At 48.4% G+C, this 18,788-nt stretch carries 13 protein-coding genes, 1 other RNA gene and 1 other annotated feature; of the genes, 2 read left to right on the top strand and 12 right to left on the bottom strand.

Going from position 1 to position 18,788, the window contains the following annotated elements; all coding sequences use genetic code 11:
• Positions 1–12: 12 nt before the first annotated feature.
• Positions 13–432 (bottom strand): cysteine metabolism transcriptional regulator CymR, encoded by a 420-nt coding sequence (gene cymR, locus RB160_RS18430; protein ID WP_316571899.1) that lies wholly within the window; start codon positions 430–432, stop codon positions 13–15.
• The gene (locus RB160_RS18425; RefSeq protein ID WP_316571898.1) at positions 429–1,109 is read right to left on the bottom strand and encodes a YczE/YyaS/YitT family protein; all 681 of its coding nucleotides are present in this window, start codon (positions 1,107–1,109) and stop codon (positions 429–431) included. Before RB160_RS18425 ends, cymR begins: the two co-directional genes overlap by 4 nt.
• Before the next feature lie 191 nt (positions 1,110–1,300).
• Here RB160_RS18425 and RB160_RS18420 point away from each other — a divergent pair, with 191 nt between their 5' ends.
• Entirely contained in the window at positions 1,301–2,572 is a 1,272-nt protein-coding gene (locus RB160_RS18420; RefSeq protein ID WP_316571955.1) for a replication-associated recombination protein A, read from the top strand.
• A 298-nt stretch (positions 2,573–2,870) separates the two neighbouring features.
• On the opposite strand, the gene RB160_RS18415 is transcribed toward RB160_RS18420, so the two are convergent.
• The 5 genes from RB160_RS18415 to RB160_RS18395 all read right to left on the bottom strand — a co-directional run bounded on the left by RB160_RS18415 (position 2,871) and on the right by RB160_RS18395 (position 8,103).
• Entirely contained in the window at positions 2,871–3,644 is a 774-nt protein-coding gene (locus RB160_RS18415) for a tRNA threonylcarbamoyladenosine dehydratase (RefSeq protein ID WP_316571897.1), read from the bottom strand.
• Positions 3,645–4,154: 510 nt separating this feature from the next.
• Positions 4,155–4,342: non-coding RNA, 6S RNA (ssrS, locus tag RB160_RS18410), on the bottom strand.
• 118 nt (positions 4,343–4,460) lie between these two features.
• Positions 4,461–6,236 carry an aspartate--tRNA ligase gene (gene aspS, locus RB160_RS18405; RefSeq protein WP_316571896.1) on the bottom strand — a complete coding sequence of 592 codons (1,776 nt, stop codon included), beginning with the start codon at positions 6,234–6,236 and terminating at the stop codon, positions 4,461–4,463.
• A gap of 12 nt (positions 6,237–6,248) precedes the next feature.
• The gene (hisS, locus tag RB160_RS18400) at positions 6,249–7,520 is read right to left on the bottom strand and encodes a histidine--tRNA ligase (RefSeq protein WP_316571895.1); all 1,272 of its coding nucleotides are present in this window, start codon (positions 7,518–7,520) and stop codon (positions 6,249–6,251) included.
• Positions 7,521–7,614: 94 nt separating this feature from the next.
• Positions 7,615–7,846 (bottom strand) — a binding site (T-box leader).
• 80 nt (positions 7,847–7,926) lie between these two features.
• Positions 7,927–8,103: a hypothetical protein gene (locus RB160_RS18395; RefSeq protein ID WP_316571894.1), complete on the bottom strand. Its 177-nt coding sequence runs from the start codon at positions 8,101–8,103 to the stop codon at positions 7,927–7,929.
• Positions 8,104–8,275: 172 nt separating this feature from the next.
• Here RB160_RS18395 and RB160_RS18390 point away from each other — a divergent pair, with 172 nt between their 5' ends.
• The gene (locus RB160_RS18390) at positions 8,276–10,009 is read left to right on the top strand and encodes an N-acetylmuramoyl-L-alanine amidase family protein (RefSeq protein WP_316571893.1); all 1,734 of its coding nucleotides are present in this window, start codon (positions 8,276–8,278) and stop codon (positions 10,007–10,009) included.
• Positions 10,010–10,176: 167 nt separating this feature from the next.
• Here RB160_RS18390 and dtd read toward each other — a convergent pair whose 3' ends face one another.
• From dtd to secDF, 5 genes are all read right to left on the bottom strand, one after another.
• Positions 10,177–10,620 (bottom strand): D-aminoacyl-tRNA deacylase, encoded by a 444-nt coding sequence (gene dtd / locus RB160_RS18385; RefSeq protein WP_316571892.1) that lies wholly within the window; start codon positions 10,618–10,620, stop codon positions 10,177–10,179.
• 11 nt (positions 10,621–10,631) lie between these two features.
• A complete protein-coding gene (locus tag RB160_RS18380; protein ID WP_316571891.1) occupies positions 10,632–12,830 on the bottom strand; it encodes a RelA/SpoT family protein in 2,199 nt (732 codons plus the stop codon).
• 299 nt (positions 12,831–13,129) lie between these two features.
• Positions 13,130–13,642, bottom strand: a complete 513-nt coding sequence (locus tag RB160_RS18375; protein WP_316571890.1) for an adenine phosphoribosyltransferase — start codon at positions 13,640–13,642, stop codon at positions 13,130–13,132.
• Positions 13,633–15,999 (bottom strand): single-stranded-DNA-specific exonuclease RecJ, encoded by a 2,367-nt coding sequence (recJ, locus tag RB160_RS18370; protein ID WP_316571889.1) that lies wholly within the window; start codon positions 15,997–15,999, stop codon positions 13,633–13,635. The genes RB160_RS18375 and recJ overlap by 10 nt, the downstream gene beginning before the upstream one ends.
• A gap of 423 nt (positions 16,000–16,422) precedes the next feature.
• Positions 16,423–18,684, bottom strand: a complete 2,262-nt coding sequence (gene secDF, locus RB160_RS18365; protein ID WP_316571888.1) for a protein translocase subunit SecDF — start codon at positions 18,682–18,684, stop codon at positions 16,423–16,425.
• Positions 18,685–18,788 lie beyond the last annotated feature (104 nt).

Below are 18,788 nucleotides of genomic sequence, written 5' to 3'. Positions count from 1 at the left end.
CCTATTGTTCCATTAAATATAAAACATATAAGAATCCTGGTTACCGTCATCTGAATGGTTCGCCAGGTCTTCAAGTGTCGTACTGTCAAGAACGTCCTTGATCGCATCCCTGATTCTTGTCCAAAGTTCCCGTTTCGCAGGCTCTTCATCTTCAATTCCTTCTACTGGCGTAATCGGCCCTTCAAGGACACGGATGATATCGCCGGATGTGATTTCGCCCGGATCCCTTCCGAGCAGGTACCCGCCATATGCGCCTCTTATGCTTTTTACAAGACCTGCATTCCTTAGAGGAGCGATCAATTGTTCCAGATAATGCTCTGACAAGTCATTGGCCTGGGCGATCGTCTTTAAGGAAACAGGCCCTTCCCCATGCTTTTTCGCAAGCTCTATCATGATTGTCAGTCCGTAACGCCCTTTTGTTGAAATCCTCAAAATCCTGCACTCCTATCTATTGGCACAGCATTTTTCGATTGCGTGCCTCTCAATTTTTCCAAAACCCCATCAGTCAGCGCAAAGCATTGTGGCAGGGCAATGCCCGCGAGCGGGCCAATCGCGATGCAAAAAGCGATTGTACCCCAGCTTACCGGGCCGCCAAGCCTCCAGCCGATAATCAGAACAATCAATTCAATCGCGCCCCTGACATTCCTCACCTTCCAGCCCGTTTTTTCAACAATCGCGGCCATAAGGCTGTCCCTCGGGCCCGTTCCGAGGCTGGCTGAAATATAAATGCCCATTCCGTACCCCATTAAAAGAAGCCCGCTGCTGAACATAACGACTTGGCCCCAAAAACCCACAGGCTCCTTAAGAAATGGAAGTATCATATAAATATCGATAAATATCCCGACTAGGATCATATTCAAAAAAGCCCCAATATGGGGAAATTCACGTGATAGTAACGCAGCGGCCGCCAGTATTGCAACCCCCACTATAATTGACCAACTTCCGACAGTCAGCCCGAAATGATAATATAGGCCAACATGAAAGACATCCCATGGCGAAGCACCGGATCCGCTTTTTATGAGCAAAACCACTCCAAGGGACATAATCAAGAGCCCGACTGTATAAATCGCAAACCTCGGTCCCAATTGGCCATTCCTTTTTTTGAACATCAAAGTACCCCTTTGCTGTTGTTGAAAAATATTGACGATGTCAAAATTCATAGTAAGTTGGTAGGCTTTTCAAATTATAGCACACTGGCAGGCAATATGCATTAGCCCCCCCCAAACATTCAGCCTTGGTGGCCAGGACGCCCGCATGATACACTGATAGATAGACTTGCTAATTGGAGAGATGGACAATGATGCAGCAAAAACCGCTTGCCTACCGGATGCGGCCCAGGACGTTGGAAGAAGTCTGCGGACAGGAGCACCTCGTTGGCGAGGGAAAAATCATATCTAGGATGGTCAAGGCGAAACAGTTATCCTCAATGATCCTGTACGGGCCTCCCGGTATTGGAAAAACATCGATCGCAAGCGCGATAGCCGGAAGCACCCGCTACGCATTTAGGACGCTGAACGCCGTAACAAACAATAAAAAAGACATGGAAATCGTCGCCGCCGAAGCGAAAATGTCGGGAAAGGTCATCCTTCTCCTCGACGAGGTTCACCGCCTGGACAAGGCAAAGCAGGACTTCCTCCTTCCGTACCTGGAAAACGGGATGATCACGATGATTGGCGCGACGACGAGCAACCCATACCATAGCATCAACCCGGCCATCCGGAGCAGATGCCAAATTTTCGAATTGAAGCCGCTCGATCCGGACGATATAAAAAAAGCGATTTTCAGGGCTTTGGAGGACGAAGAGCGCGGCCTCGGCTCATTAAAGATCGAAATGGACAGCGATGCTCTTGACCACTTTTCAAAAGGGTCGGGCGGGGATGTGCGCAGTTCCCTTAATGCTGTGGAGCTGGCGTCACTTTCGACTGAGCCAGACGCAAATGGAGTAATCCATATCGACCTGAAAACAGCCGAGGAATGCCTCCAGAAAAAGAGCTTCGTTCACGATAAAGACGGCGACGCCCATTACGACGTTTTGTCCGGATTTCAAAAGTCAATCCGCGGCAGCGATGTGAACGCCGCCCTCCATTATCTCGGCAGGCTGATTGAAGCCGGCGACCTGCCAAGCATTGCAAGGCGCCTTCTCGTGATTGCCTACGAAGATGTCGGGCTTGCCAATCCGCAGGCTGGGGCGCGGACGCTTGCCGCCATTGAAACCGCAGAACGGATTGGCTTTCCAGAAGCGCGGATTCCCCTCGCCAATGCGGTCATCGAGCTTTGTTTGTCACCGAAATCGAATTCAGCCATCATGGCGATTGACTCAGCGCTCGCTGATATCAGAAAAGGCATATCGGGGGAAGTTCCCGACCATCTGAAGGATGCCCATTACAAGGGCGCGAAAGAACTAGGGCGAGGCATCGATTACCTCTACCCGCATGATTATGAGTCCGGCTGGGTCCGCCAGCAATATTTGCCTGACCGGATAAAAAACAAAAAATATTACGTTCCGAAAAAGAACAACAAATTCGAACAGGCTTTTGCATCGGTCTATGAAAAACTGAACGGAAATAAATAATTTTGCCGAAAATTGCCCCAAAAGGGAGTGTGCGGCGAAAATTTTCCCAAGTTCAAGATGCGTAAGCGCCTTGGGCAGCCCCGACAAGCGCTGGAGGGCCTGAAGGAGAAGTCGCTCTTTGACTTCACCTGAAGGACCGAAGCGACCTCGAGGGGCTAGGCGCTGAAGCTGGATTACAATAACTTATTTCGAGTTATCAACTATGTTTTATATATTCATTTTATAAGCAACATGAAAAATCCCCCGGAGCGGCCGGGGGATTTCTTTTTATTCACTTTTCGCAACGCTCACCCGGCTATCACTTCTCGCCGCCATCTGCAACCCGTTCAATTTTAATATCCTTCAAAAGTTCACCGACTACATAGCTCGCCATGATCAACCCTGCAACCGAAGGAACGAAAGCGTTTGATGAAGGCGGCATTTGCGCTTTCCGGATTTCCGCTTTGTCATTTCCGACCACTTTGCGGACATCTTCACGGATAACAATCGGGCTTTCATCAGAAAACACGACAGGAATCCCCTTTCGGATGCCTTCCTTCCTTAGCTTCGTCCTGATCACTTTCGCAATCGGGTCGGTATGTGTTTTGAAAATATCGGCGATTTTAAAGCGGGTCGGATCCATTTTATTGGCCGCGCCCATGCTTGAGATCATCGGGATTCCGCGCTTTTGACACTCTTTGATTAGATGGATTTTATACATAATCGTATCAGAGGCATCGATGACAAAATCCGGCTTGTACGCAAACACTTCCTCATACGTTTCTTCCGTGTAAAACATTTTGAGAGAAATAACTTCGCAGTCCGGGTTAATGTCGGCAATCCGCTCCTTCATGAGGTCTGCTTTCGGTTTTCCGACTGTTGACAGAAGCGCGATTACTTGTCGGTTGACGTTCGTAATATCAACAACATCCTTATCAATAAGGATAAGCCGGCCAACCCCGGACCGTGCCAGCGCCTCCGCGGAGAATGACCCGACTCCCCCAATTCCAAGCACCATCACTGTGCTATTTTTCAAAATATCCAAGCCTTCCTGGCCAATTGCAAGCTCATTTCGTGAAAATTGATGCAGCATTCTACTCACCCCAATTTAGGTTTAAACTGTTTCGTATGTATCTTTTACCCGTAAAAATATATAACATACCTCATGTAATAGCAAGTAATTATTTTGGGTTCGAAGTTGACAGAGGCTTGGACAGGAAACAGGCTGGAAACAGTTTACGTTGTCAGTAAAAGCCCGAATATCTGACAAGCGAAGGCCGAAATCGGGTTTGTTCCAGGCTACCAACGTGAATTCCGCACCCAATTCGGTGAGTTCATCCGGGATATCGAAAATTTCCCCAAACATATCCCCCACTTTTGGACGGATATCTAAAATTTCCCAAGCTATATCCCCCACTTTTCAGCGAATATCGAAAACTGTCAAGTTTCCGACACACTTACGAGCCGTATTACGGTATATTACCAAAGTACGCTTTTGTAAAAATTGGCCCATGCCCCCGTACTGCAACCCATGGCGGACACACCAAAAAGCCCCCGGCATTCCTGCCGCGGGCATCACGAACATATCCTAAAAACAGGGCAGAAGAGTCCCAAATTTGTGCCGTTGCCGATTTCCTTCGTTTTGGCCCGCTTAAAGCAGGTGGGTGTCCTGTTCACTGTCGTTGCAAGTCCCCGGGTATGGGGCATGTGCGCGGCAGAGAAACTCAGACTCCCGAAGAAAAAATGTTCGGTCAAAACATTTAGGCGATGCAACGTACACTTCAGGACTCTTCTTAATTGATTACATCTTACCAAAAATCCTGGTATTTTTCAAGAAATAAGCTACTGTCCATTTTCTTCCACCATCTCCTATTTTGGGGTGACGCGAAAGAATTTTCCCAACTTCCGGCTACTCGTTTTTTGATGTTTTTAAAGCTAAATGAAGCTCATCAAGCTGGGCTGTGCTGACCTCTCCTGGCGCGTTCGTCAGCAGGTCGCTTGCAGAAGCTGTCTTCGGGAACGCAATCGTATCGCGAAGGTTTGTGCTTCCAGCAAGCAGCATAACGAGCCGGTCAAGCCCAAGCGCGATTCCGCCATGCGGAGGCGTTCCGTACTCGAAGGCTTCAAGCAGGAACCCGAATTGTTCCTTCGCTTCCTCTTGGGTAAAGCCGAGTACCTGGAACATTTTTTCCTGGATGTCCCTTTCAAAAATACGCAGCGATCCGCCGCCGAGCTCATACCCGTTCAATACGAGATCGTACGCTTGGGCACGGACTTTGGACGGGTCTTCATCAAGAAGGGCAAGGTCCTCCCTAAACGGCATCGTGAACGGATGATGGGCAGCATAGTAGCGGCCATCCTCTTCAGAATACTCGAGAAGCGGCCAATCGGTAATCCAAAGGAAATTAAATTTGCTTTGGTCGATCAAGTCAAGATCTTTCCCAAGTTTCAGCCTCAGTGCGCCGAGCGCATCGGCAACCACCGATTTTTTGTCAGCTACGAATAGGAGAAGGTCGCCTGTTTCTGCTTCCACCACAGCGCTGATTGCTTCGGCTTCTTCAGGAGAGAAGAATTTTGCGATTGGCCCTTTCAATCCGTCGGCTTCAACCTTCAGCCAGGCAAGCCCTTTGGCGCCGTAAACAGCGGCAAACTCGCCCAGTGCGTCGATATCCTTCCGCGAATACCTGGCTGCCACGCCTTTTACATTTAGCGCCTTGACCTGGCCGCCATTTTCAACCGCAGCCGCGAACACTTTGAACCCGCATCCTGCAACAACTTCGGAAAGGTCCTTCAGCTCCATTTCAAAGCGGGTATCTGGCTTGTCGGAACCATAGCGGGCCATCGCTTCCTCATAGCGCATCCTCGGGAATTGCGCAGGAACGTCGATTCCTTTTACTTCCTTCATCAGCTTGGACATCATTCTTTCCATCATTGCGATGATGTCGTCCTGGCTCAAGAAGCTTGTTTCAATATCAATCTGCGTAAATTCTGGCTGCCGGTCCGCACGAAGGTCTTCATCACGGAAACAGCGTGCAATCTGGTAATACCGCTCGACACCGCCAACCATCAAAAGCTGCTTGAAAAGCTGCGGCGACTGAGGAAGTGCGTAAAATTCACCAGGATGGACGCGGCTCGGGACAAGATAGTCACGGGCTCCTTCCGGGGTGCTCTTCGTTAGTATCGGTGTTTCGATATCAAGGAAGCCCTCTCCATCGAGGAAGCCGCGGATTGCCATTGTTACATTGTGGCGCATTTTCAGCGTTTCAAAGATTACTGGGCGGCGGAAATCCAAATACCGATATTTCAGGCGTACATCCTCTGAAGCATCAGTCCGGTCGGAAATGATGAATGGAGGAGTTTTGGCTTCATTAATGATCGTCACACTCTCAGCCTGGATTTCAATTTTCCCAGTAGGAATATTTTCGTTGATCGTCCCTTCGCCCCTCGCAACAACCGTCCCGCGGATATCAAGGACATATTCATTGCGGATTTTCTCGGCTGTGGCAAGCGCCTCCTGTGATAAATCCGGATTGAAGACAACCTGGACGATCCCTGTCCGGTCACGCAGGTCAATGAAGATCAGCCCTCCGAGGTCACGCCTCTTCTGGACCCATCCTTTTAAAAATACCTTTTCACCAACTGCTGATTCAGGTACTTCACCGCAAAAATAACTTCTGCCATACATATTGTTTCCTCCTTAGCCCTGCTGTTCACGGAATTTTTCAACGAAGGAAGCAAGTTCGACTTCCTGTTGTTCACCGGTTTCCATATTCTTAAGATTGATTACGCCTTTATCAAGTTCATCCTCGCCAAGGACAGCGACAAAACAGGCGTTCAGCCTATCCGCTGCCTTGAACTGTGCCTTTAGCTTCCGGCCAAGGTAATCCCGCTCCGCGGAAATTCCCTGGTTGCGAAGTTGCTGGAGCAGCCCGACCGTATAATCCTTCGCTCGGTCTCCAAGTGAAACGAGGTAGCAATCGATTTTCTTTTCAACAGGAAGGGCGACCTTCTCGGCTTCAAGCGCCGCGATAAATCGTTCAATGCTGAGTGCAAATCCGATACCAGGGGTTTCCGGCCCGCCAATTTCTTCGGCCAGACCGTTATAGCGGCCGCCGCCGCACAATGTCGTGATCGAGCCAAAACCCTCGGCGTCGCTCATAATCTCAAACGCTGTATGATTGTAGTAATCCAGGCCCCTGACAAGATTCGGGTCCATCTCAAACGGGATGTCAAGCTCGCTTAGATATTTCTGGACTTTTTCAAAATAATCCCTTGATCCCTCGTTTAGGTACTCAATAATAGAAGGCGCTGTTTTCATGAGTTCATGGTCGCGGTCCTTTTTGCAGTCAAGAATCCTTAGAGGATTTTTCTCTAGCCTGTTCTGGCAGTCGCCACAAAATTCACCAATCCTTGGCTTAAAATGGCTGACCAGCGCGTCCCTGTGCGCTTTCCGGCTTTCGGCATCGCCAAGGCTGTTCAGGACAAGCTTCAGCTTTTTCAAGCCAAGCGCCCAATACAGATTCATCGCCAGGGAAATCACTTCCGCATCAATTGCGGGATCATTGCTTCCGAGCGCCTCTACGCCAAACTGGACAAACTGCCGGAAACGGCCGGCCTGAGGGCGTTCATAGCGGAACATCGGCCCCATATAATAAAGCTTCACCGGCTGGTCAGGATTGCCGAACATCTTCTTTTCGACAAAGGCGCGGACAACCGCGGCTGTCCCTTCCGGCCTGAGCGTAATGCTGCGCCCGCCCCTGTCTTCGAATGTATACATTTCCTTCTGGACGATATCGGTTGAATCTCCCACACCGCGGCTGAATAGTTCGGTATGTTCGAAAATCGGCGTCCTGATTTCCTCGTATTGGTACAGCCTGCATAGCCTTTTTGCCGTATCCTCAATCAACTGCCACGTTTCAACCTGTCCAGGCAAGATATCCTGAGTTCCCCTAGGTATATTGATTGACATGGGTATTCCTCCTTTTGTATGTGGTATGGTTATCTTCCACTCGCGGTTAAACCTGTAAAAATATAAAAAACTCCCCTCCCCTGTTTATTTCTAAACAAGGGACGAGAGTTTTGGATTCCCGTGGTGCCACCCTAATTGAAGCCCAAAATGCGGGGCTCCCTCTTTTACAGTTAACGCCTGCTACGTCCTCCCCTACTGTCAGTTCAGGGAGAAACCTACGGAGTGTTCATTCATTAAACCGTCATGCGGAATTGCTTTCAGCCTGGGGCAATTCCTCTCTGGCCATGATCTATGGCTTAACTACTATGCTCCATCATCGGTTTTCGATTTATGTACATGCCGCCGGGCTTTTTAGCCTGTGCTTCCTATTATAATAATGAGCCAAACATAAGATGTCAATACCGGATTAGGAACGTTCCAAATGTTTCTTCAACTTTCTGACATCCCTGATCGTCAGGCCGAATTCACTCGCAAGTTCAATTGGGCCCGCATGCTGCTCCTTTTCAAGAAAATCGTGAAAGTCGACCCCGAATATCGCCTTGCTTCCCGTATTTGCCTGCATTCCTTTTTCACTGAATCTCATCCGTTCCATCCTCCAGTCCAGATTGCTTTTACTAGTCTCCCCACTTTCGAAAAAATGTTTCAATAAAAGGCACTATTATTTTCCCAACAGCTAATTTTTCCAAAAAAGGATAAACTGAATGAAATTGTCCAAACTTTCGGCTAAAATAGATTAATAGGATAGGAGGTTGCGAATGGAAAAGAGAATCTACATACTGCTTGCATGCTGCATACTGCTAATCGGGACCTTGTTCCCCTTAAAGGAAGCCGCTGCCGGCCAAACTGCGGCCGCAGCCGTCGACAGCCTCAATATCCGTAGCGGACCGGGCCTCAGTTATAAAGTGGTCGCCACGGCTAAAAAAGGCGACAGGTTTACGGTTTTAGGCGAGTCTGGCGATTGGGTCCAGCTTCAGCTGCCTTCAGGAGGGACAGGCTGGGCCGCAAACTGGCTGTTAACAATGAATAGCGTGAGCACATCCGCTGTCTCGTCCGTGGATAATTTGAGGATTAGAAAAGGCCCTGGAACTGGCTATGGCATTGTCGGTTACCTTGCCAAAGGACAAGCAGCAGAAGTACTCGAAAAATCAGGCGAATGGACAAAGATTGCAAGCAAGTCCGGGGATGGCTGGGTTTCCGCGCAGTTCCTTCAGGAGTCCGCAAAAGCTGAAAGCCCCGCCAAAGAGCAAACAAAGGAGGCCGTAAATGAACCGTCTAGGGAAAAAACGGTCAACGCCAACGTTCTGAATGTCCGCATAGAACCTTCACTTACAAGCGGGCTGATTGGCAAATTGGTGAATGGCGCGAAAGTGGAAGTCCTTTCGGAAGGGAACGGTTGGGCACTTATTTCTTTTTCAGGGAAAAAGGGCTGGGTCAGCTCCGATTTCCTTTTACCACAAGACGAAGAATCTCTCCCAACTGGACAAAAGCCTGCGGGGGTCTCGGGAACCGTAACGGCTACAGCATTAAGCGTGCGGAGCGAAGGATCGCTAAATGGCAAAATCATTGCCACCGTTTCCAAAGGGCAGACATTTGCCATCCTGGAGGAAGCAAATAATTGGGCGAAAATCGAGTATTTGCCCGGCAAGATTGGCTGGGTCGCCGGCTGGTATCTTGAAAAGTCGGCAGAAGGAAATACACCAACGCCACAGGAGGTAAAAGAAAGCTGGGCGGCCATCCTTTATGATGGCACGAACATCCGCCAAAAGCCTACCCTCGATTCAAAAGTTGTCGCCCGGACAAATAAAGGCTCGGAATTCAGGATTAAAAACATTTCAGGCAGCTGGTATGAAATAGAGCTGAAAGGCGGACAGTCGGGTTATGTCGCCGGCTGGATCGTCGAGGTATCAGGCACCGCTCCTCAAATAAACAAATCAGGCGGAGAGGCATACTTGAAAAACAAGGTAATCGTCATTGACCCTGGCCATGGAGGCATAGACAATGGCACGACCGGGGTAAGAGGGACGTTCGAAAAAGGGCTTACCTTGAAAACCGCGGCTCTTGTTTCCAATAAGCTTGCAGCAAAAGGTGCTAAGGTAATCATGACAAGGGACAGGGATACATATCTCTCGCTGCCATCAAGGGTGAGGTCGGCCCATTATCATGGAGCAGATGCATTTATCAGCATCCATTATGATTCCAACTATGACCGAAGCGTACGGGGAATGACTACATACTATTACCATTCCTACCAAAAAGAACTTGCAGCCTCTCTCCAGTCGTCAACTGCTAGCGCCACTAAGTCGCATAGCCGGGGAGCTAGATTCGGAGATTATCATGTTATCAGGGAAAACAAGCAAGCAGCCGCACTGGTTGAACTCGGCTATTTGAGCAATGCCGAAGAAGAAATGGCCGTCCTTACAAATCACTTTCAGGAAGCCGCTTCAACAGGCATAGTCGAAGGGCTTGCAAGATATTTTAAAGAGAAATAAGCGAAACATTTTAGTGGACGCATCATCTTTCACAATTCAAGAGAGTTTAATGATAATCCCCTCTGCACATTGAGGGGGTTATTTCTTTTTATGTATGGGTATAACGGGGTTCCTGCTCAGAGCCACATAAAAACACCCGCCAATCAACATGGCGGGTGAATCTATTTTTATGCCTGGCTGTCCAGGATGAGGGTGACCGGACCGTCATTGATGAGGCTGACATCCATCATCGCCCCAAAATGGCCAGTCTGAACTTTAATCCCTTTTTCGCGCAGGAAGGAATTGAACGCCTCATAGAGTGAGTTGGCGAGTTCAGGCTTCGCCGCAGCCATAAAATTTGGGCGGCGGCCTTTCCGGCAATCCCCGTAAAGCGTGAACTGGGAAACGGACAGAATATCTCCGCCGACGTCCAGAAGGGAGAGGTTCATCTTTCCGCTTTCATCCTCGTAAATCCTGAGATTGGCAATCTTGTCGGCCAAAAACGCCGCATCCTTTTCTGTATCGTCATGGGTCACGCCCAGGAGGACGACAAGACCGTTGGAAATTTCGCCGACTGCCTCGCCGTCAACCCTTACGCTTGCTTCCCTGCTTCGTTGCACAACTGCTCTCATTGTATAACTCCTTAGTTCATAATCCTCCGGACCGAGTAAATATCGGGGATCTGTTTGATTCTGTCGACGACTTTATGCAAATGGGCCACATTGTGGATCGAAATCGACATATTGATGGTCGCCATTTTATTCCGGTCGGATCTTCCCGATACGGCCGTAATGTTTGTCTTCGTTTCATTTACGGCCTGCAGCACCTCATTCAAGAGGCCGCGCCGGTCATACCCATTAATTTCGATTTCAACATTGTATTCCTTCCGGTCGTTAAATGAAGACTCCCATTCTACCGGAATAAGCCTTGATTGGACTTCTGCCGCATCAATATTCGGGCAATCGGATCTGTGGACGGAAACCCCCCGGCCTTTCGTGATAAAGCCGATGATTTCATCGCCCGGTACCGGATTGCAGCATTTCGACAGCCTGATCAGCAGGTTGTCTATCCCCGCAACCCTGACCCCGGAATCACGCTTTTTGACAACTTGCGGCTGGGTTTTCAGGTCGGTCAACGCGGTGTCGATTGTCGCTTCCTGCTCCTGATCGCGCTTTTTCCGCCATTTTTCCGTCAGCCGGTTTGCCACCTGGAGTGCTGTCACCCCGTTATAACCGACGGCGGCGAACATATCATCCTCATTCATGAAGTTGAATTTTTCGGCAACTTTTTTAATATTATCGGCTGTCAAGATTTCTTTGAGATCGAAATTCATCGCCTTGATCTCTTTTTCAACCAGTTCCCGGCCTTTGTCGATATTTTCATCACGCCGCTGCTTTTTGAAAAATTGGCGGATTTTGTTTTTCGCCTGGGAAGTCTGGGCAAGCTTTAGCCAATCCTGGCTTGGGCCATAGGAGTGCTTCGAGGTCAAAATTTCGATAATGTCACCGGTCTTAAGCTTGTAATCAAGCGTGACCATCTTGCCGTTCACTTTCGCACCAATCGTTTTGTTTCCAATTTCGGAGTGGATCCGGTAGGCAAAATCAATCGGCACGGAACCGGATGGCAGTTCAATGACATCCCCTTTTGGGGTAAAAATAAAGACCATATCGGAAAATAAGTCAATTTTAAGCGACTCCATAAACTCCTCGGCATTGGCCGTGTCATTTTGGAACTCGAGGATATTGCGGAACCATGTCAGCTTCTGGTCAAAGGAAGAACTTTCTTTGAGGTTCGTCCCCTCCTTGTACGCCCAGTGGGCCGCAATCCCGAACTCCGCGATCCGGTGCATCTCTTTCGTCCTGATCTGAACTTCAAGCGGATCGCCTTTTGGGCCGATGACCGTTGTGTGAAGCGATTGGTACATATTCGGCTTCGGCATGGCAATGTAGTCTTTGAACCGGCCAGGCATCGGCTTCCAGCAAGTATGGATAATCCCGAGAACCGCATAGCAGTCCTTAATGCTGTTGACGACAATCCGGACAGCAAGCAAATCATAAATTTCGCTGAATTGCTTGTTCTGCAACGCCATCTTACGGTAAATGCTGTATATGTGCTTCGGGCGGCCGGAAATTTCCGCCTTGATGGAAACCTCGCGCACCCGCTCCTTTACTTCCTCGATGACATCATCAAGATATTGCTCCCGCTCGGCGCGCTTTTTCTTCATCAGGTTAACAATCCGGTAATATTGCTGTGGATTCAGATACCTGAGCGCCGTATCTTCAAGCTCCCACTTAATCTTCGAGATCCCGAGCCTGTGGGCGAGAGGAGCGAATATTTCCAATGTTTCATTGGCTATCCGCTGCTGCTTTTCAAAAGGAAGATGCTTAAGCGTCCTCATATTGTGGAGGCGGTCCGCCAGTTTTATTAAAATGACCCGAATATCCTGGGCCATTGCAACAAACATTTTCCGGTGGTTCTCCGCCTGCTGTTCCTCATGCGATTTATATTTAATTTTACCCAGCTTCGTCACGCCATCAACAAGCATAGCAACTTCATCGTTAAATTCCGTTTCGATGTCCTTTAACGATACTACTGTATCCTCCACGACATCATGCAAGAAACCCGCAGCGACCGTAGCGGGATCCATTTCAAGGTCGGCAAGGATGCCAGCAACCTGAATTGGATGGATAATGTACGGCTCACCCGATTTCCTTACTTGGTCACGATGGGCCCAGGCGGCATACTCGTACGCTTTCCTTACAAGCGCGACATGCTCCTCGTTCAAATAGGCCTTCGTCTTGTCGATGACTTGTTCGGCGGTTAGCACCTGATCGTTCGCCATGAAATCACCTTTGTTTCTTATTGGAAAAAGATTTTATTTTTTTTAAGAATCCCCCGGTACGGCGGGGCGCCTTTGGAACAGTTCTATGAATAAATTCTAATGATTGTTACTATTATCGAGAAAAAATGCAGAGATGTAAAGGGATTGGACGGGTTTTTTCCTTTATAGCTAGAATTTGTCGAAAAACCCGTCCCATTCCAAGGGAAAAAGTGGGCATTCGTGCCGATTTTTAAAAGGAGGATATTTTTTCCACCTAAATCAATAAAATCAAGAGAGCACCCGCATGAGTGCTCCCCTTCCTAAAATTTCATCATTGTCAATAAGTCGTATCCTTCAAGCTTCTTGCGGCCTTCAAGGTAAGTCAGTTCAATCAGGAATGCGATTCCCGCTACGACGCCGCCAAGTTCTTCAACCAGCTTGATCGTTGCTTCAATCGTACCGCCAGTGGCGAGCAGGTCGTCGGTAATCAGGACGCGCTGGCCCGGTTTGATGGCATCCTTGTGGATTGTCAGTACGTCCTTCCCATACTCAAGGCCATAGGTCATTTTGATTGTCTCACGCGGGAGCTTGCCCTCTTTCCTTACAGGCGCGAACCCGACTCCAAGGGAATAGGCTACAGGGCATCCGATGATGAAGCCGCGTGCTTCAGGGCCGACAACAAGGTCAATCTTCTTTTCACGGGCATATTCAACAATCTGGTCTGTCGCATATTTATAAGCTTCCCCATTATCCATCAGGGTGGTGATGTCCTTAAAATTAATGCCGGGCTTTGGCCAATCGGGTACGATGGTGACAAATTGTTTTAAATCCATTCCTTTAGTGCCTCCTCATTTTCAACAGGCTCCGCCAGGATTTCGGAGAACCAACTCCTAAGCTGCTCATAGGATGAGTAGAGCAAATCCCTTTCAAGAGCGAAATGTGCATGCTTCTTTTGATACGCAACCGACTCGGTCAGGTCACGTTTTGATGTTGGTTTTAAAACGGAAATCAATCCATTTTTTATTGTAACAAACTCCAGCTCAAAAAACACCTCGGACATAAAATCAATTGTCTCTTTTGTCCAGCCTTTTTTCCTAGCGAGCTGGCTGCCGTAACGGCCAATATCAAACGGTGAATTTTTCAGCAGGAAGGCGTAGTACCATTTGAAATGATCCCTATTCGGCATTGTGCTGAAGAAATCGCTTGTTTCCTGGTAAAATACCGCGTATATCCTGTCGGGCATTTTTCCGTCCAGCAGGTCAGCGATAACCTCCTTTGAAGGCGGCAGGTCAACAAAGACGATGCTTTCACCGTCTATCCTGGCTGCCCTAGCCTCTTCACCTGTCCGGATATGGAGAATGTCGTTTCCTCTCAGCTGCAATTCAACCTCCGCCAGATTTTTCTTATCAAAAACGATAAACGTTTTCTTTCCATCCGGAAGCTTTCCGTTTATAGCGGAAATAGTCCTTGCACCCCTATAATCAAACAGTTGCCAGTTCCTGATGGCAAGGTCCTGAAGCATAAGCTGGGGCTTTCGGATATTGTTCCATTCATTAATGGACAGCTCCCCCGCAACAGAAATTTTTGAAGAAGGAGAAATATGGTCTGCCAGCTGCCCGAGCCCAAACCCGATGCCATCAAGCGAAGCTTCCCCGTTCGACAATGTCATTTTTAAATGGCTGCTGTCGCTGCCTATCCTTCGAAGCGTGGAGATAGATACGTCCTCAATCGAAATTTTTGGTTTCGGGTTGTCAACCCCAAACGGAGCGAGCAAAAGCACCTCCTCAAGGACTGAGAGATCCACTTCTGAAATTGAAATTTCCGCATCAAGCTGCAGCACAGGGATAAAGTCTTCGTCCCTCATCTGTCCCGCCGCAAGATCGTTCAGCCGGAAGCGCAAGCCATCGACGTCTTCCAGTTTCAATGTCATCCCGGCTGCCATCGGGTGCCCGCCGAAATGAGGAAGGATATCCCTGCATTCGGACAGGTTTTTGAAGAGGTCAAAACCGGGAATGCTCCTTGCAGAACCTTTCGCCAGTCCTTTTTCCATATCAAAACTAAGGACAATCACAGGCCTGTAATACTTTTCGACAAGCCTGGACGCGACAATTCCAATAACCCCCGCATTCCAGCCTTCCTTGCCAACAACGAGAACTTTATTCGCATCAGGGGGAAAGTCACGTTCGACCTGGTGGACTGCTTCTTCCGTAATTTCCTGGACAATAGCCTGCCGTTCCCGATTCAGCCCGTCCATTTCCTGCGCAAGCACTTCAGCTTCCGTTTTGTCTTCTGTCAACAGCAGTTTAACGGCAATGCTCGCATGCTCAAGCCTGCCGACAGCATTGATTCTTGGAGCAAGTGTAAAACCGATTGTTTCTTCGTTGATTGCCGCTGGATTAACCCCGGCGCATTTTAAAATTGCCTTGATTCCGATGTTTTCGGTTACCTTTAGCCTGTCAATTCCCGCTTTGGCAATCAGCCTGTTTTCTCCTTTCAGGGAAACAAGGTCGGCTATGGTGCCGATAGCCGCGATTTCAAGCAGATGGTCCGGCACCTGGCCATACAGGGCATGAGCGAGCTTGAAAGCAACGCCGACTCCGGCAAGGTCCCTGAACGGGTAAATGCTGTCCGGCAGTTTTGGATGGATGATGGCAAGCGCATCCGGAAGAACTGGCCCAGGTTCGTGATGATCCGTTATTATCAAATCGATCCCAAGTTCCCTGGCAACTTCCGCTTCATGGACGCCGGAGATACCAGTATCCACTGTAATTATTAGCTTAACTCCATTTTCCGCCGCTTTCCTGAAGGCAGCTTCATTCGGTCCGTATCCTTCAGTAAACCTGTCTGGTATGTAATAGCCGACGTTCGAGCCCAACTCTTGTAATGTAATCATTAAGACCGTGGTACTGCTAACGCCATCGGCATCATAATCGCCATATATCAAAACCGGCTCCTGGCTGTCAATCGCCCTTTTGATACGCGAGACCGCCAGATCCATTCCTTTCAGCATGAACGGGTCATGAAATTTTTCCCCGCCAAATAAAAAAGGCCGCGCGGCTTCAACAGTATCCAGCCCCCGGTTAACAAGCATTGAGGAAACAAGGTGAGATATATTTAACTCCGCCGCTAATTTATTTGCAGTGCTTTCGTTGGATTCGCGGACAATCCATCTCGTTCTTGAATTCAGCAAAACGTTCACCCCTCAACTTTTCCATTATACAGGACCGGGAATATCTTCACAACAAGAAAAGATACAGCAATTGACATTCTTCACCATCTGGGCCGGGTGATCCCCAACCGCTCATCGCGTCTCTTTTTTTAAAAAAATAAGTAGGCGGACATATGTGTAGAGCCTTTCGTTTTACCTGAAAACTATGGATTCTGGCCTATGCCTTGGCAACTGTTATAGATAAAAATCGGAAACCCTTCCTTGGCAGCGCATCATCTAACTTGTTTTACTTAACAATCTGGAAACCTGTCAGAAGACAGGGCATCTTCTGACTCGTTTTACTTAATAATCTGGAAAGCTGTCAGAAGCCAAACAGCTTTATCCGACAACTAAACAACAATCCAGGACGCAAAAAGCCGCAGGTTCCTCTGCGGCTTTTTACTGTTATACCTGCGGCTGATCGGAATACTTTTTCTTTTCCTTGTATGTGATCAGGACGCCTTTTTTCTTCAGTTCTTTATTTTTCCACTCTACCCAAATCTGGGCGGCGATGAAAATCGACGAATAGGTTCCGACAATCAAGCCTACCAGCAAGGCGAGGGAGAAGCTCCGGATCGATTCGCTTCCGAAAATTAGGAGCGCCACGACGGTCAGCGCGACCATTAAGACAGTATTGACGGAACGGCCAAGCGTCTGCCTAATACTCGTATTTACCACGTCATAAATTTCCTGGGATGTTTTCAGGCGGCGCCTCTTCTGCATATTCTCTCGCATCCGGTCAAAGGTAACGATCGTATCATTGATCGCGTAACCAACAACGGTAAGAACCGCGGCGATAAACGTAATATCCACTTCCCAGCGGATAATGCTAAATAGCGGGAAGATGAAGAAGGCTGCAAAAAGTAAGCCGATAATCGCCGAAACACCCATCGGCAGTTCGAAACGGAAGGCAACGAACAGAATCAGGCCCAAGCACGCAAGCAACAGGGCGTACATGGCATTTTTCGCCAGTTCCTTGCCGACAGTCGGCGAAACGCTGTTTACAGTTGGGTCTTCACCAAACACCTTATGCATTTCGGTTTTCAGCTTTGTAACCTCATCTTTTGTGAAGTCCTTTTTAAACCGTGCTACACCAATATTCTTTTTGTCACCGGATATAACGATATCATCAGTTTCAAATCCAGCTTTTTTCAGCTCGGATGCCACTTTTTCCGTAGTAAGTGGTTTATCTGATAGAATGTCTACCCTGGTTCCGCTCGTAAAATCAATGCCAAGGTTAAGCCTAAAGATTAGAAGGATGATAATCCCAATAACTGTTATGGCACCGGAGGCGATGAAAAAGGCCCTCCTGTTTTTAACGAAATCGAAACGGTCGAATTTCGTTGGAAGTTCAAGCGTATCGACATTTTGGTCAAGGCGGAAAATTTCGCTCTTTTTCACACCGAACCAGCCCGGTTTTTTATTCAGGAAGCCGCTATTGACCCAAAGGCCGAGCAGCCATCTTGATAAATAAACGTTTGTGAAAAAGCTTCCCAGAATACCAATGATCAAGCCCGTCGCAAATCCTTTTACCGAGCTTGTCCCATAGAAGAACAGGACCGCGGCGGCAAGGAGGGTTGTCAGGTTTGCATCCGTAATGGCCGAGAACGAGTTTTCATTACCGGCCTTGAATGCAGCCTTAATTGATTTGCCGACCTTGATTTCTTCTTTGATCCGCTCATAGGTGATGATGTTCGCGTCAACCGCCATCCCGACACCGAGGATGAGGGCTGCGACACCAGGAAGCGTCAGGACGACATTCAGCCAATCAAAGACAAGAACAGTCAGGTACATATAAATCGTAAGAGTAATAGTCGCGATAAACCCTGGAAAACGGTAATACGCGATCATGAACAGGAAGATGGCCAGTACGCCGATAATTCCAGCGAACACGGTTTTATCCATAGCCTGCTCACCGAATTTCGCGCCAACCGATGTCGAGTAAATTTCGTTAAGCTTAACTGGCAGCGCGCCCGCGTTCAACAGGCTTGCGAGAGTTTGAGCTTCTTCAGGCGTGAACTGGCCGACAATTGAAACTGTATTTTGATTAAAGATGTTCGAAACTGTAGGGGCCGAAATGAATTTCGGATCCGGCTTCCCCACTTCCTCCTTGAAGGAATCACCTTCTTCAAAATCAAGCCAAATAACGAGATAGTTATCGGGGGCCTTGTTGACAATCTCTTCCGTTACTTTCCGGAATTTGTCGGCGCTTTTTAGCTTCAAGGAAACGCTTGGCTTCCCATTTTCATCAAATGTTTGTTTGGCTCCGCCTTCCGCAAGGTCGGAACCGTCCATCATAATTTTGTCATCGGCATCCCTGAAGGTCAGGTTTGCTTCTGTTGACAGGAGTTCACGGGCCTTTGCCTGGTCAGTTACACCGGCAAGCTGGACCCTGATCCGGTTTTGCCCTTCTATTTGAATATTCGGCTCGCTCACCCCTAGGGCATTGACACGCCTGTCCAGGGCTTCGGCTGTATCAGCCAGAGCCTTTTTATCAATCTTCTGCCCTTTCTTTGCAGGCTTTACCTCGTAAAGGATTTCGAATCCGCCCTGCAAATCGAGGCCGAGTTTAATATCTTTCAAGATGTTTAGTGATGTGGCGCCTATAAGACTTCCAACCAATGCGATAACAAGTATAAAGGCCACAATCCTGTTGCGCTTAACCATTCAGTAGTTCCTCCTTCAATTCCAGGCACAATACCATTTGCTACTTTTAACCAATATTCTCATTATGAATTATCGGCAATATCCTGTCAATTTGCTAAAATTGG

Origin of the sequence: Neobacillus sp. YIM B06451 (assembly GCF_032667185.1) — a bacterium.
GTDB lineage: Bacteria > Bacillota > Bacilli > Bacillales > Cytobacillaceae > Bacillus_D.
This window is presented reverse-complemented; position numbering and strand designations above follow the sequence as displayed.